Genomic DNA, 14,607 nt, shown 5'->3' on the forward strand with positions numbered 1-14,607 from the left:
CGGTTCCGAAGAGAGGCGCGGGTGGCGAACTGTGGGTCCTACACTGCCTGAGATGGCGGTGCGTTGGATTTTCGCCAGGGAGTGAAGTTCTGTTCCCGTTCGGTTGTCGGTCAGATCATTCTGCGTGACAGGACATTAAAGCAGGCTTGGCAGGGCAGTTTCCAACGCCGGCCCAGATACTTGCCGCTTGGCATATAATGCGCGCCGAATTTTTCGAGGTAGCAACATGAGCACAGAAGACCCACGCTTCGCCGGCGTTGCCCGGCTTTACGGCGACGACGGCCTGCAACGCCTGCGCGATGCCCATGTGGCCATCGTCGGCATTGGCGGGGTGGGCTCGTGGGCGGCCGAGGCGCTGGCCCGCAGTGGCGTGGGCGAGATCACCCTGTTCGACCTGGACGATGTCTGCGTCAGCAACACCAACCGCCAGGCCCATGCGCTGGAAGGCCAGGTGGGGCGCCCCAAGGTCGAGGTGATGGCCGAGCGCCTGCGCGCGATCAATCCAGCCTGCACGGTGCATGCGGTGGCCGACTTCGTCACCCGCGACACCATGGCCGAGTACATCACCGAGCAGCTGGACTGCGTGATCGACTGCATCGACAGCGTGATGGCCAAGGCCGCGCTGATCGCCTGGTGCAAGCGGCGCAAGATCGCCATCATCACCACCGGTGGCGCGGGTGGGCAGATCGACCCGACGCAGATCCAGATCGCCGACCTCAACAAGACCTTCAACGACCCGCTGGCCTCGCGGGTGCGCTCGACCCTGCGCCGGGACTACAACTTCTCGCGTAATACCAGCCGTAATTACCAGGTGCCGTGCGTGTTCTCCAGCGAACAGCTGCGTTACCCCAAGGGCGATGGCAGCGTGTGCCTGCAGAAGAGCTTCGTGGGGGAGGGCGTGCGCCTGGACTGCTCGGGCGGGTTCGGGGCGGTGATGATGGTTACCGCCACATTCGGCATGGTGGCGGCGAGCAAGGCGGTGGAGAAACTGGTGGCCGGCGCGCGGCGGCCGTCGGAGCGGGTCAAGGCCGAGTAAGCCATCGCGGGGCAAACCCGCTCCCACACCCCCTCGCAAAGGGGGCATGAACATCGTGGGAGCGGGCTTGCCCCGCGATGGGATCAGCGGCCATTGGCTAGATCAGCCATTCGCCGCAATACGGCATGCAGCCCATTGCTGCGCGACGGTGACAACTGCCGCTCCAACCCGAGCTGGGTGAACCAGCCATTGAGGTCCATGGTTGCCAGCTCAGTGCTGGAAAGCCCTTGCACCCTGACCAGCAAAAGCGCCAGCAACCCGCGCAACAGCCGCGCATCGCTGCTGGCCTTGAACCGCCACTGCCCGTTCTCTTGAGTGGCCACCAGCCACACCATGCTCTCGCAGCCATGCACCCGGTTGACCTCGGTCTTTTCGCTGTCGTCCAGCGGTGCAAGACGGTCGCCCCATTGCATCAGCAGGCGCGCCCGCTGTTCCCAGCCCCGGGCCTGCTCGAAGCTTTCCAATGCCTGGCTTGCTTGCGTGCAAAGGCTCATCGCAGCAACTCCAGGCCCTGGTCCATTGCCTCGAAGAAGCGCTGCAGGTCATCGCTGTCGGTGTACAGCCCGAGTGACACGCGGATCGCCCCCTCCAGCCCAAGCCCCTTGAGCAGTGGCATGGCGCAATGGTGGCCGGCGCGCACGGCGATGCCCTGCTCGGTCAGCAGGTGGGCGATATCGGCGTTGTGCACACCGTCGATGACGAAGCTGGCCAGCGCCGCCTGGGGCGAGCCCAGCACGCGGATACCCTCGCGGTCGGCCAGGCCACGCAGCAATTGCTGGTGCAGGCTGGTTTCATGACTGGCGACGGCACCGGCATCGAGACTGGCCAGGTAATCCAGGGTCGCGCCCAGGCCGATCACGCCGGCGATGGGCGGGGTGCCGGCTTCGAAGCCCAGGGGGGCCGGGCGGAAGCTGGCGCTGTGGTAGTCGGCCAACTGCACCATCTCGCCGCCAAACTGCCAGTGGCGCAACAGCTCCAGCGCCTGGGTGCGGCCGTACAGCACACCGACGCCTTCCGGGCCATAGAGCTTGTGGCTGGAAAACACGTAGAAATCACAGCCCAGTTGCTGCACGTCATGACGGCCGTGGACCACGCCCTGGGCACCGTCGACCACGGTCAGCGCGCCTTGGGCGTGGGCATGGGCGAGCAGGGGCGCCAATGGCTGCCAGGTGCCGAGCACGTTGGACAGCTGGCTGATGGCGAGCAGGCGGGTGCGTGGGCCGATCAGTTGCAGGGCCTGTTCCAGGTCGACCACGCCATGCTCGTTCACCGGCAGTACCACCAGGCGCAGCTTGCGACGATGGACCAGCTGCTGCCAGGGCAGCAGGTTGGCATGGTGCTCCAGGGCGCTGACGGCGATCTCGTCACCGGCTTCGAAACGGTGTTCCAGGCCGTAGGCCAGCAGGTTCAGCGCCGAGGTGGCGCCGTGGGTGAAGATGATCTGCCGTGAATCGGCGGCGTTGAGCCAGGCGGCGGCCTTGTCGCGCGAGGCTTCGAAAGCCTGGGTCGCGAGGGCGCCTGGCAGGTGCTGGGCACGGTGCACGTTGGCCGCGCCGTGGCCGTAGTAGTGGCTCAGGGCGTCGAGCAGGGCCTGGGGTTTCTGCGTGGTGGCGGCGCTGTCCAGGTAGGTCTGGTGCTGCCGTTGCAGGGCGGCGATGGCGGGGAAGTCGGCACGCCAGGGAGAGGGCTGGAACATGTTCGCGGGGGCCTGGAATGAAAAATCGGGGCTGACCTTGCGGCCAGCCCCGATCTTATCACTTCAACCCTGCCAAGGTCCGCAGGCCGCGGTGGTTGGCACCGGCTACGCCGGTGTTCGCCGGCAAGCCGGTCCTACGGACGGGGGGCTCAGTTGTGGGCGTGCAGCGCTTCGTTCAGCTCGATGGCCGACTTGTGGGTCTTGCACTCCACTGCGCCGTTGAGCGAATTGCGGCGGAACAGCAGGTCGGTCTGGCCGGCCAGGTCGCGCGCCTTGACCACTTTGACCAGCTGGTTGTTCTCATCCAGCAGGTTCACCTTGGTGCCGGCGGTGATGTACAGGCCGGCTTCGACGGTGTTACGGTCGCCCAGCGGGATGCCAATACCGGCGTTGGCGCCAATCAGGCAGCCTTCGCCGACCTTGATCACGATGTTGCCGCCACCGGACAGGGTGCCCATGGTCGAGCAGCCGCCGCCCAGGTCCGAGCCCTTGCCGACGAACACGCCAGCGGAGACGCGGCCTTCGATCATGCCCGGGCCTTCGGTGCCAGCGTTAAAGTTGACGAAGCCCTCGTGCATGATGGTGGTGCCTTCGCCGATGTAGGCGCCCAGGCGCACACGGGCGGTGTCGGCGATACGCACGCCGGCCGGCACGACGTAATCGGTCATCTTCGGGAACTTGTCCACCGAGAACACTTCCAGCAGTTCGCCCTTCAGGCGTGCTTCCAATTGCAGTTCGGCCAGTTCAGAGAGGTCGACGGCGCCCTGGTTGGTCCAGGCGACGTTTGGCAGCAGCGGGAAGATGCCGGCCAGCGAAACGCCATGCGGCTTGACCAGGCGGTGCGACAGCAGGTGCAGCTTGAGGTAGGCCTCGGGGGTGGAAGCCAGTGCGCCGTCTTCGGCCAGCAGTGTGGCGACCAGCGGCTTGTGGCTCTCGGCCAGGCGGGTCAGCAGGGCGGCTTGGGTGGCATCGACACCTTTCACGGCTTCGGCCAGTTGCGCGGCCTGGGCGGTGCTGAAGGCGATGGCCTGGTTGCCACCTTCGTAGCCGAGCACCGGGGCGATCGCGGCGACCAGCTCAGCCGACGGCTTGAGCACTGGCTGCGCGTAGAAGACTTCCAGCCAGGCGCCCTGGCGGTTCTGGGTGCCGACACCGAAGGCCAGGCTGAACAGCGATTGAGACATGCGATTACCTCATGCGAAAAGGGGGATGGAGCGTAATGCGGGATCAGGCCAGCGCTGCGGCGTACAGGTCGGGCTTGAAGCCGACCAGGGTGCGACCACCAAGGTCGAGCACCGGGCGCTTGATCATCGACGGTTGGGCGAGCATCAGTTCGACGGCCTTCGCCTGGTCGAGGTCGGCCTTGCTGGCGTCGTCGAGCTTGCGGAAGGTGGTCCCTGCGCGGTTCAGCACGACTTCCCAGCCGTGCTCGTCGCACCAGCGTTCGAGGCTGTCACGGTCGATGCCTTGGGTCTTGTAGTCGTGGAACTCGAAGCCGATGGCCTTTTCTTCAAGCCAGGTACGGGCCTTTTTCATGGTGTCGCAGGCTTTGATGCCGTAGAGAGTGTAAGCCATTGATTAGTTCGGGGGTTACTGGTTGGCCCCCGGAGTCTCCCGAAAATGAGTTGCAGGATTATGCGTTATCGACCCTTGTTGCGCCACGCCTGTGGCTCGGCGTCAGGCCACCAGGCGCTGGACCGAACCGATGATCTCATCGCCATGTTGCTGCTGCGCCATGCGCAGGTCGAACGACGATTGCAGGTTGAGCCAGAACTCCGGCGTGGTGTCCAGGCAGACCGACAGGCGCAAGGCCATGTCGGCGGAAACGCCACCGCGCTCACGCAAGATGTTGTTCACGGTCGGGGTGGCAACGCCGAGGGCGCGGGCCAGGGCAGCGGCGCTGAAGCCCATTTCCTTCTGGAAGTCTTCACGCAGGACTTCGCCTGGATGGATGGGACGCATACCGTTTTGGATCATAGTTCACCTCAGTGGTAGTCGACGATTTCAACGTTTGCCGGGCCGTCTTCGGTCCAGGTGAAGCACACGCGCCATTGATCGTTCACGCGGATGCTGTGTTGCCCTGAACGGTTACCCGACAGCTGTTCGAGACGATTACCTGGGGGCGATCGCAGGTCCCGGAGCGCCTTGCTGGCGTCCAGCATGGCCAGCTTGCGTTCGGCGACGGATTTGATCTCTGACCAACGGCGGGTTTTTCCGGTCATGAACAAGGCTTGCGTCTCATCGCAGCGAAAACTTCTAATCATGGGGTTGGAATGCTTAACGTTATTCGTTATGGGTGAAGTATACGTGGCATATGACTTGATTCAACCTTGGTATGGACGGGATCGCTGCCATCCGTCGCCATGTATCATCGCGTTACATATTCGCTGCTCGCCTGCGACCATTGTGTAGCGTTCGTGTTTGCTGCGGGGTCGCTAACATATTGTTTCCATGACGCTGTTTCGCCCTCGCTGGCGTCTTTCCGCCTACACAGGAAGTTTTGCCCATGCAGTCAGCCTATACCGTTCTCATCCTGCTGATGCTGGTAAGCCTGTCAAAGCTGGTGGGGCGGGTGGTGCCGCTGCCACTGCCGTTGGTGCAGATCGGCGCAGGTGCGTTGCTGGCCTGGCCCACGCTGGGTTTGCATGTGGCGCTGGACCCTGAGCTGTTCCTGTTCCTGTTCTTGCCTCCTCTGCTGTTCGCCGATGGCTGGCGCATGCCCAAGCGCGAGTTGTGGCGCATCCGCGGCCCGGTGGTGGCACTGGCGGTAGGGCTGGTGCTGTTCACCGTGGTCGGGGCCGGCTACTTCATTCACTGGCTGCTGCCGAGCATTCCCTTGGCGGTGGCCTTCGCCCTGGCGGCGGTGCTGTCGCCCACCGATGCCGTGGCGGTATCGGCCATTGCCCAGGACCGCCTGCCCACGCCGCTGATGCACATGCTCCAGGGCGAGGCGCTGATGAACGACGCCTCGGGCCTGGTGACCTTCAAGTTCGCCCTGGTCGCGGCCATCACCGGGGTATTCTCCCTGGCCGAAGCCAGCCTCACCTTCGTCCTGGTCGCCCTGGGCGGCCTGGCGGTGGGGGTGGTGCTGAGCTGGCTGGTGGGGCGCCTGCGCATGTGGATGATCACCCGCGGTTGGGATGACCCGGCCACCCATGTGGTGTTCATGCTGTTGCTGCCGTTCGCTGCCTACGTGCTGGCCGAACGCCTGGGCGTTTCGGGGATTCTCTCGGCGGTGGCGGCAGGGATGATGCAGAGCTGGCTCGACCTGTTGCCGCGCCAGACCAGCACGCGCCTGTTAAACCGCAGTGTCTGGTCGTTGCTGGAGTTTGCCTTCAACGGCCTGATCTTCCTGCTGCTTGGTTTGCAATTGCCGGACATCATCAAGGCGGTGGTGAGTGACGAGGCGGCGGCCTGGCCGACCCTGGCCTGGCGCTGCCTGGATGTCGTGGCGATCTTCGCGGCACTAGTACTGCTGCGCTTCGTCTGGGTGCAGAGCATCTGGCGCGCCATCGGTGTGGTGCGGCGCTGGCGTGGCAAGCCGGCGCTGGTGCTGATGCCGACCGCGCGGTCCTGCTGGCTGCTGACCCTGGGTGGGGTGCGCGGGGCGGTGACCCTGGCCGGTGTCATGTCGATCCCGCTGCTGATCGGGGCCGGCAAGGCCTTCCCCGAGCGCGACCTGCTGATTTTCATCGCCGCCGGGGTCATTTTGTTGTCGCTGATCAGTGCCGTGATCGCCTTGCCGATCCTGTTGCGCGGGGTCACCCGCAGCCCGGACGAGCGCCTGCGTCAGGAGGTCCAGGAAGCCTGGCGACGAACCGCGGAAGCAGCGATCCACGCACTGGAGGCGCAAGAAGTGACGGATGCCAATGCGCCCCAGGACGCTGCCCAGGCTGCCCTGGCGGTCGAGCTCAAGGCGCGGTTGATGGCCGAGTACCGGGATGAACTCGACAGTTACAACGACAGTGCCGAGGCCCGCGCCCTGGCCGAACAGATGGACCTGCTGGAGCGCCGCCTGCGCCTGCGTGCGCTGCGCGCCCAGCGGCTGGAGCTGTACAACCTGCACCGCCAGCATCGGGTGGGGGATGAGGTGGTGCGCCAGGTACTGGGCGAACTGGACCTGAGCGAGGCGAAGCTGGGGCAGGTCAGGTAGCTGATCAGGCGTCTAAAGGGTAGGCCAGGCGCATGAAGGCCAGGTCCTTTTCGCTCAGCGTGCTGTTCAGGCCGACCTCCCAGTCGCCGTGGGTGAATGCCTGTGGCACCGCGTAGTGCATGACCGAGGTCGGGTCGTAGGCGGTTTTCACCAGACCCACGTCGTCGCGAGTGCCGATCATTTCCTCCATGATTTCCTGGTAGCTCCAGCCCAGCGATTCGGACACCTGCTTGAGGACTTCGATCATGTTCCACGGGATCGCGGCATCCGGGTGCTGGTGTTCGTGTTCCGCCCCCAGCGCGTGGCCGAACTCGTGCAGTACCACATGCTCGAAGCTGGCATCACCCGGCTGGACATTGAGGTTCATGGTCTCGGCGGTCGCCGTCAGGGCGTCGGTGCCTACGTAGGACTCGTTGCGTGCGAGCGAACGCCCTGTTCGAACCCTGATCTGCGCAGTCGGGTCGTTATCGTGGGTCAGATCGAGGTACAAATTGGCATCGGACAGATCAAGCCATTGGCAGGCCAGATCGAAGATGCCGGTCTTGAGGCGCCGATCAGGCGTACCAAGAAAGGATACCCACAGGGTGCGACCAGGCTGCCAGAGCTTGCCAACGGTGCCGTGCGAGCGTTTTTGACGATGTCCATTGGCAATGCCGCCGCCAGCATTGCGCGGGTTCTCGGCAATCGCCAGCTCACGCGCGAGCTGTAGGTTCGAAGGGGTAATGCGGCGAGGAAGTACGAGCGGATGCATCGGGAAAACTCCGTAAGTGGGGGGGCGAAGTTTTCCCGCTGCGGTACCGGTCGATGCGGTACATATTGCTTGGTCTGGCGACCCCGAGTGGCGTCGCCTCAGTCTCAGCGGTCGAGGAACGCGCGAATACGCTCGGCCGCCTCGATGCACTCAGCCAATGGTGCGACCAGCGCCATGCGCACACGCCCGGCACCTGGGTTGACGCCGTCCACTTCACGGGAAAGGTACGAACCCGGCACCACGGTCACATGCTCGGCCTCGAACAGGTCGCGGGTGAAATCGGCGTCGCTGCCCGGCACCTTGGCCCACAGGTAGAAGCTGCCGTCCGGGCGCTGCACGTCCATCACCGGTTGCAGGATGTCGAGCACGGCGTCGTACTTGGCGCGGTACTGGTCACGGTTCTCACGTACGTGGGCCTCGTCCTGCCAGGCGGCGATGCTGGCCAGTTGCGTTTGCACCGGCATGGCGCAGCCGTGGTAGGTGCGGTAGAGCAGGAATGGCTTGATGATGCTGGCGTCGCCAGCGACGAAGCCCGAGCGCAGGCCGGGCAGGTTGGAGCGTTTGGACAGGCTGTGGAACACCACGCAACGCTTGAAATCGTTGCGGCCCAGCTCGGCGCAGGCGCTGAGCAGGCCGGGTGGTGGGGCGTCTTCGTCGAAGTACAGCTCGCTGTAGCACTCGTCGGCGGCGATCACGAAATCGTACTCGTCAGCCAGGGCAATCAGTTTTTTCAGGGTGTCCATGGGCACCAGGGCGCCGGTGGGGTTGCCCGGCGAGCACAGGAACAGGATCTGGCAGCGCTTCCAGACCTCGGCTGGCACGGCGTCGAAGTCGGGGTTGAAGCCGTTGGTCTCGAGGCATGGCAGGTAGTGCGGGGTGGCGCCGGCCAGCAGCGCCGCACCTTCGTAGATCTGGTAGAAGGGGTTGGGGCTGACCACCAGGCCGTCATCGGCGCGGTTGACCACGGCCTGGGTGAAGGCGAACAGCGCCTCGCGGGTGCCGTTGACCGGCAGGATGTGGCGGTCGGCATCGAGCCAGCCGGCCGGCACCTTGAAGCGGCGCTCGCACCACTGGCCGATGGCCTGGCGCAGGGCGGGCAGGCCGATTGTGCTCGGGTACACCGCCAGCTTGTCGAGGTTGTCGGCCATGGCCTTGGCGACGAACGCCGGCGACTCATGCTTCGGTTCGCCGATCGACAGGGCGATGGCGCGCTTGTCGGCTGCCGGTTTCACGGTGCCCAGCAGGGCGCGCAGTTTCTCGAACGGGTAGGGCTGGAGCTGGGTCAAGGCGTGGTTCATCGGCGCAAGGTCTCGTTAATCGTCAAAAGGTCATGCGGGTTGGGCTGGCGTCGCTGGCTTGGCCGGCCTGCAACTGCTGGACGATGGCTTCCTGCAGGCGGCTGCACAGCTGTGGGTCGGACAGCGGCTGGTTGTCGGCGTCGGTAATGAAGAACACGTCTTCCACCCGCTCGCCGAGGGTGGCGATCTTGGCGTTCTGCAGCGAAATGTCGAACTCGAGGAAGATCCGCCCGATCCGCGCCAGCAAGCCGGGGCGGTCGGGGGCGGTGATCTCGAGGACGGTCACCGGGCGCTGGGCGTCGTTGAGGATGGTCACCTGGGGCGGGAAGGTGAAGTGCTTGAGCTGGCGCGGTACCCGGCGCTGGATGATGGTCGGGTAGTCCTCGGGGTTGCGCAGGGCTTCGGTCAGGCCGTCGCGGATCTGCTTCACACGCTGCGGGTTGTCGCCGATCGAGCCGCCGTCATTGTCGAGCACGATGTAGGTGTCGAGGGTGAACTGGCTGCTGGAAGTGATGATCCGTGCGTCATGGATGTTCAGGTTGAGCTGCGCCATCGCCGCCACCGTCACCGCGAAGAAGTCGTGCTGGTCGGGAGCATAGATGAAGATCTGCGTGCCGCCCTCGAACTCGCGCTGGGTGGTTTCCTTGATCAGCACCAGCGGACCGCCATCGGCCGGCTGCTGGAGGATCGCATCGCTGTGCCAGGCCACGTCGGCGGCGGTGTGCTTGAGGAAGTAATCGTCGCCCAGCTGCGACCACAGCTGCTCGACGTCGTCCGGGTCGGTGCCTTCGCGGATCAGGATGTCCAGGGCCGCACTTTGCGTCTGGCGGATCTGCTCCTCGCGGTCCAGCGGGTTTTCCAGGCCCCGGCGCAGCGCTCGCTTGGTCTCGGTGTAGAGCTGGCGCAGCAAGCTGGCGCGCCAGGAGTTCCACAGGCTGGGGTTGGTGGCATTGATGTCGGCCACGGTCAGCACATAGAGGTAGTCCAGGCGGGTCTCGTCACCGACATGCAGAGCGAAGTCGTTGATCACCTGCGGGTCGGACAGGTCCTTGCGCTGGGCGGTGGTGGACATCACCAGGTGGTTGAGCACCAGCCAGGCAATCAGCCGGCTGTCCCAGGCGGGGAGCTGGTGGCGCTGGCAGAACGCCTGGGCGTCCACTGCGCCGAGCTCGGAGTGGTCGCCCTGGCGGCCCTTGCCGATGTCGTGGTACAGGCCGGCCAGGTAGATCAGCTCGGGCTTGGGCAGGCGGCCCATGAGCTTGCTGGCCAGTGGGAATTTTTCCGACACCGGGGTGTATTGCAGCTTGCGCAGGTGCTTGATCAGGTTGAGGGTGTGCGCATCGACCGTATAGATGTGGAACAGGTCGTGCTGCATCTGCCCGACGATCAGGCCGAATTCCGGCAGGTAGCGGCCGAGGATGCCGTAGCGGTTCATCCGCCGCAGGTTGCGGTGGATGCCGATTTCGCACTTGAACAGCTCGATGAACAGGCTGGTGTTGCGGATGTCGTGGCGGAACTTGTCGTCGATCAGGTGCCGATGCTCGCGCAGCAGGCGCACGGTGTCGGCACGCACGCCCTTGATCTCGGGGTGCTGGGCCATCAGCACGAAGATCTCGAGCATGGCGAACGGGGTGCGGCGGAACACGTTCGGGCTGACCGCTTCGATGTAGCCGTCGTGCAGGCGGAAGCGGGCATTGAGTGGCGTGGTGGTGCCGCTGTCGTCATCGGCGAGGATCACTTCCTCGAAGTGCTGGATGATCAGGTCGCACAACTGGCTGATGCTCATCACCACCCGGTAGTACTGCTGCATGAAGCGCTCGATGGCCCGCTTGGGGTTCTCGTCGGCGTAGCCCAGCAGCGCGGCGATGCTGCGCTGGTGGTCGAACAGCAGGCGGTCCTCGGCGCGCCCGGCGAGCATGTGCAGGGCGTAGCGCACGCGCCAGAGGAAGGCTTGCGAGGACGCCAGCAGTTCGCTCTCGCTTTCCAGCAGGAAGTCCTCGCCGGCCAGGGCGTGAAGATTGAGCGTGCCGTACTGGCGGCGGGCCACCCACAGCACGGTCTGGATGTCGCGCAGGCCACCTGGGCCGCCCTTGACGTTGGGCTCGAGGTTGTACTCGGTGTCGTTGTACTTGTGGTGGCGGGCCTTGAGCTCGGCGCGCTTGGCCAGGAAGAACTCCCTGCTCGGCCACATGTGCGCCGTGCTGGTAGCTTCCAGCATGCGCTGGCGCAACGGCTCGGGGCCAGCGATGGTGCGGCTTTCCATCAGGTTGGTGATCACCGTCAGGTCGGCGCGGGCTTGCTCTGCGCATTCGTCGACGGTGCGCACGCTCTGGCCGACTTCCAGGCCAATGTCCCACAGCAACGTCAGGAAGCGCTCGATGGCGTCGCGGTACTGTTCGTGGGCGGCGGCGTCGAGCAGGATCAGCAGGTCGATGTCCGACCAGGGGTGCAGCTCGCCTCGCCCGTAGCCCCCCACCGCGACCAGCGCGATGCCGTCCGGCTGCCCCCAGTCGAACTGGTTCCAGGCTTGCTGCAGGATGTTGTCGACGAACCAGGCGCGGTCGTTGATCAACCGGCGGATTTCACCACCGTCACGGAAACGCTTGTCGAGCACCTCGCCGGCCAGGCGAATGGCCTTCTTGAAAGCGGCGATGGGGCTAGCCTTGAGGGCCAGTTCCGCCTGGAACTGGCCACGGTCGAACAGCTCGGGATCCACCTGGGGCATCGAGTCGCGTTCCTTTATATGAAGATCAGGCCGAAGTACGCGCGATGGTGTCGTCCTTGCGCAGGGTGAAGATCTCGTAGCCGTCGGCGGTGACCACCATCGTGTGTTCCCACTGCGCCGAGAGCTTGCGGTCCTTGGTGATGGCGGTCCAGCCGTCGCCCAGCACCTTGGTGTCGGCCTTGCCCTGGTTGATCATCGGTTCGATGGTGAAGGTCATGCCTTCCTTCAACTCCATGCCGGTGCCGGCACGGCCGTAGTGCAGGATCTGCGGCTCTTCATGGAACACCTTGCCGATGCCGTGGCCGCAGAACTCGCGGACCACCGAAAAACCGTTCTTCTCGGCGTGCTTCTGGATCACTTCGCCGATATCGCCCAGGCGGCAGCCCGGCTTGACCAGTTCGATGGCCTTGTACAGGCACTCTTGCGTCACCTTGGACAGGCGCTCGGCCCAGGGGGCGACCGTGCCGACATGGAACATGCGGCTGGTGTCGCCGTGGTAGCCGTTCTTGATCACGGTGACGTCGATGTTGATGGTGTCGCCGTCTTTGAGTGGCTTGTCGTTGGGAATGCCGTGGCAGACCACGTGGTTGATCGAGGTGCAGATCGACTTGGGGAAGCCTTTGTAGTTGAGCGGCGCCGGGATCGCCTGCTGGACGTTGACGATGTAGTCGTGGCAGAGGCGGTCGAGCTCTTCGGTGGTGACGCCGGGCTTGACGTGTTCTTCGATCATTTCCAGGACTTCGGCGGCCAGGCGGCCGGCGATGCGCATCTGTTCGATGTCTTCTGGGGTCTTGATGGTGACGGTCATACAGGCTCTCTACGGCGCCGCGTAGGGCGCGAACGAACGGGAAAGGCCGGATTCTACCAGAGCGTGGTGGCGATCTGGCGGGATAAACCAGGATATCCGGTGGTCTATTGAAGGCATTCTGGGCCCAAAGCCCGGGTGCTGCAAAAGCCGCTGACGGACGAAGCAATATCCGGGTTCCGTTCGTTCGCGGTCTGTGGTATAAAATGCGCCGCTTTCGGGGACGACCCCGTCAGCTCAAACCCACACACGTGTCGACACGATGGCCTGGGTGCCCCGCTTGGTTTCAAGTGCGGGTTGGTCATTGGGATACGTGGAGGCCCAACCCGACTTATCAAGGAACTATCATGTCCCAAGTCAACATGCGCGATATGCTGAAGGCCGGTGTGCACTTCGGCCACCAGACCCGTTACTGGAACCCGAAAATGGGCAAGTACATTTTCGGCGCGCGTAACAAGATTCACATCATCAACCTGGAAAAAACCCTGCCGATGTTCAACGACGCTCTGTCGTTCGTAGAGCGCCTGGCCCAGGGCAAGAACAAGATCATGTTCGTCGGCACCAAGCGTTCCGCCGGCAAGATCGTCGCCGAGCAAGCTGCTCGTTGCGGTTCGCCATACGTTGACCACCGCTGGTTGGGCGGCATGCTGACCAACTACAAGACCATCCGCGCTTCGATCAAGCGTCTGCGCGACCTGGAAACCCAGGCCGAAGACGGCACCTTTGCCAAGCTGACCAAGAAAGAAGCCCTGATGCGTTCGCGCGATCTGGAAAAGCTGGACCGCAGCCTGGGTGGTATCAAGGACATGGGCGGCCTGCCTGATGCCCTGTTCGTGATCGACGTCGATCACGAGCGCATTGCCATCACCGAAGCCAACAAGCTGGGCATCCCGGTCATCGGCGTTGTCGATACCAACAGCAGCCCAGAAGGTGTTGACTACATCATTCCAGGTAACGATGACGCCATCCGCGCCATCGAGCTGTACATGACTTCGATGGCTGACGCTGTCATCCGCGGCCGCAACAACGTTGCTGGCGGCACCGAAGTCTACGCAGAAGAAGCGGCTGCACCTGCTGCTGAGTAATTGACGCTTAGCGTCTGACTTGGCACGCAAAAAGGGGGCTTGGCCCCCTTTTTGCCACCTTGAAATCCTGCTGTCAGCAATGGCCCCGCATCATGGGCCGGCTGAGATCAAGGCAGCGGATTTGCAGAATTTAACGCCCGTGAAGAGCGGGTGGAATGGTTGAAAAACTTTCCAAGAGGATTTTGAAATGGCAGCAATTACTGCAGCGCTGGTCAAAGAACTGCGCGAGCGTACCGGCGAAGGCATGATGGATTGCAAGAAGGCCCTGGAAAAGGCCGGCGGCGACATCGAGAAAGCCATTGACGACATGCGCGCCTCGGGCGCCATCAAGGCCGCCAAGAAGGCTGGCAACGTTGCCGCCGAAGGCGCCATCGCGGTCAAGACCGACGGCAAAGCCGCCGTTCTGCTGGAAGTGAACTCGCAGACCGACTTCCTGGCCCTGCAAGACGACTTCAAGAGCTTCGTGGCTGAAAGCCTGGAAGAAGCCTTCGCCCAGAAGCTGACCGATGCCGCGCCGCTGATCGCCTCGCGTGAAGCTGCTCGTGAAGCCCTGGTCGCCAAGTGCGGCGAAAACGTCAACATCCGTCGCCTGGTGCGCGTTGAAGGTGACGTTGTCGGTGCCTACCTGCACGGCAACAAGATCGGCGCTACCGTCGTTCTGAAAGGTGGCGACGTCGAGCTGGCCAAGAACATCGCCATGCACGTTGCAGCTTCGAACCCAGAGTTCCTGGATTCGTCGGAAATCTCCGCCGAGGCCATCGAGCGCGAGAAGGGCGTATTCCTGCAGCTGAACGCTGACAAGATCGCCGGCAAGCCGGAAAACATCGTTGAGAACATGGTTGCCGGTCGTATCGCCAAGTTCAAAGCCGAAGCCTCGCTGAAAGAGCAAGCCTTCGTCATGAACCCAGAAGTCAAAGTTGGCGAGCTGGCCAAGAAAGCCGGTGCCGAAATCGTTTCCTTCACCTACTTCAAGGTTGGCGAAGGCATCGAGAAGCCGGTTGACGACTTCGCTGCCGAAGTTGCCGCCCAGGTAGCTGCCGCCAAGCAGTAAGACGGAC

General features: G+C 63.8%; 14 protein-coding genes. 4 read left to right on the forward strand and 10 right to left on the reverse strand.

Features of this window, described 5'->3' with window-relative positions; translation table 11 throughout:
• Window positions 1-226: 226 nt before the first annotated feature.
• Window positions 227-1,036 carry a tRNA cyclic N6-threonylcarbamoyladenosine(37) synthase TcdA gene (gene tcdA / locus IX761_RS13360; RefSeq protein WP_194790057.1) on the forward strand — a complete coding sequence of 270 codons (810 nt, stop codon included), beginning with the start codon at window positions 227-229 and terminating at the stop codon, window positions 1,034-1,036.
• A gap of 83 nt (window positions 1,037-1,119) precedes the next feature.
• On the opposite strand, the gene IX761_RS13365 is transcribed toward tcdA, so the two are convergent.
• From IX761_RS13365 to IX761_RS13390, 6 genes are all read right to left on the reverse strand, one after another.
• A complete protein-coding gene (locus tag IX761_RS13365; RefSeq protein ID WP_194790058.1) occupies window positions 1,120-1,530 on the reverse strand; it encodes a SufE family protein in 411 nt (136 codons plus the stop codon).
• Window positions 1,527-2,732: a cysteine desulfurase gene (locus tag IX761_RS13370; protein ID WP_194790059.1), complete on the reverse strand. Its 1,206-nt coding sequence runs from the start codon at window positions 2,730-2,732 to the stop codon at window positions 1,527-1,529. The genes IX761_RS13365 and IX761_RS13370 overlap by 4 nt, the downstream gene beginning before the upstream one ends.
• A 149-nt stretch (window positions 2,733-2,881) precedes the next feature.
• Window positions 2,882-3,916, reverse strand: coding sequence for a 2,3,4,5-tetrahydropyridine-2,6-dicarboxylate N-succinyltransferase (dapD, locus tag IX761_RS13375; RefSeq protein WP_194790060.1), 1,035 nt, complete (start codon window positions 3,914-3,916; stop codon window positions 2,882-2,884).
• A 43-nt stretch (window positions 3,917-3,959) separates the two neighbouring features.
• Complete coding sequence (locus tag IX761_RS13380) at window positions 3,960-4,307, reverse strand: ArsC family reductase (RefSeq protein WP_194790061.1); 348 nt, start codon at window positions 4,305-4,307, stop codon at window positions 3,960-3,962.
• 102 nt (window positions 4,308-4,409) lie between these two features.
• A complete protein-coding gene (locus tag IX761_RS13385) occupies window positions 4,410-4,709 on the reverse strand; it encodes a HigA family addiction module antitoxin (protein ID WP_194790062.1) in 300 nt (99 codons plus the stop codon).
• An 8-nt stretch (window positions 4,710-4,717) separates the two neighbouring features.
• Window positions 4,718-4,996 (reverse strand): type II toxin-antitoxin system RelE/ParE family toxin, encoded by a 279-nt coding sequence (locus IX761_RS13390; RefSeq protein WP_194790063.1) that lies wholly within the window; start codon window positions 4,994-4,996, stop codon window positions 4,718-4,720.
• Window positions 4,997-5,238: 242 nt separating this feature from the next.
• On the opposite strand from IX761_RS13390, the gene IX761_RS13395 reads away from it, so the two are divergent.
• Entirely contained in the window at window positions 5,239-6,885 is a 1,647-nt protein-coding gene (locus tag IX761_RS13395) for a Na+/H+ antiporter (RefSeq protein WP_194790064.1), read from the forward strand.
• Between the two features lie 4 nt (window positions 6,886-6,889).
• On the opposite strand, the gene IX761_RS13400 is transcribed toward IX761_RS13395, so the two are convergent.
• From IX761_RS13400 to map, 4 genes are all read right to left on the reverse strand, one after another.
• Window positions 6,890-7,636 (reverse strand): M12 family metallopeptidase, encoded by a 747-nt coding sequence (locus IX761_RS13400; RefSeq protein ID WP_194790065.1) that lies wholly within the window; start codon window positions 7,634-7,636, stop codon window positions 6,890-6,892.
• 104 nt (window positions 7,637-7,740) lie between these two features.
• On the reverse strand, window positions 7,741-8,934 hold the full coding sequence (gene dapC, locus IX761_RS13405; protein ID WP_194790066.1) for a succinyldiaminopimelate transaminase: 1,194 nt from the start codon (window positions 8,932-8,934) through the stop codon (window positions 7,741-7,743).
• 22 nt (window positions 8,935-8,956) lie between these two features.
• Entirely contained in the window at window positions 8,957-11,659 is a 2,703-nt protein-coding gene (locus IX761_RS13410) for a [protein-PII] uridylyltransferase (protein ID WP_194790067.1), read from the reverse strand.
• Window positions 11,660-11,684: 25 nt separating this feature from the next.
• Window positions 11,685-12,467, reverse strand: a complete 783-nt coding sequence (gene map / locus IX761_RS13415) for a type I methionyl aminopeptidase (protein ID WP_194790068.1) — start codon at window positions 12,465-12,467, stop codon at window positions 11,685-11,687.
• A 344-nt stretch (window positions 12,468-12,811) separates the two neighbouring features.
• Here map and rpsB point away from each other — a divergent pair, with 344 nt between their 5' ends.
• Both rpsB and tsf read left to right on the forward strand, forming a co-directional pair.
• Complete coding sequence (rpsB, locus tag IX761_RS13420; protein WP_012315900.1) at window positions 12,812-13,549, forward strand: 30S ribosomal protein S2; 738 nt, start codon at window positions 12,812-12,814, stop codon at window positions 13,547-13,549.
• A 187-nt stretch (window positions 13,550-13,736) separates the two neighbouring features.
• Complete coding sequence (gene tsf / locus IX761_RS13425; protein ID WP_194790069.1) at window positions 13,737-14,600, forward strand: translation elongation factor Ts; 864 nt, start codon at window positions 13,737-13,739, stop codon at window positions 14,598-14,600.
• Window positions 14,601-14,607: the final 7 nt, after the last annotated feature.

It is taken from the genome of Pseudomonas sp. UFMG81 (assembly GCF_015354575.1).
Lineage (GTDB): Bacteria > Pseudomonadota > Gammaproteobacteria > Pseudomonadales > Pseudomonadaceae > Aquipseudomonas.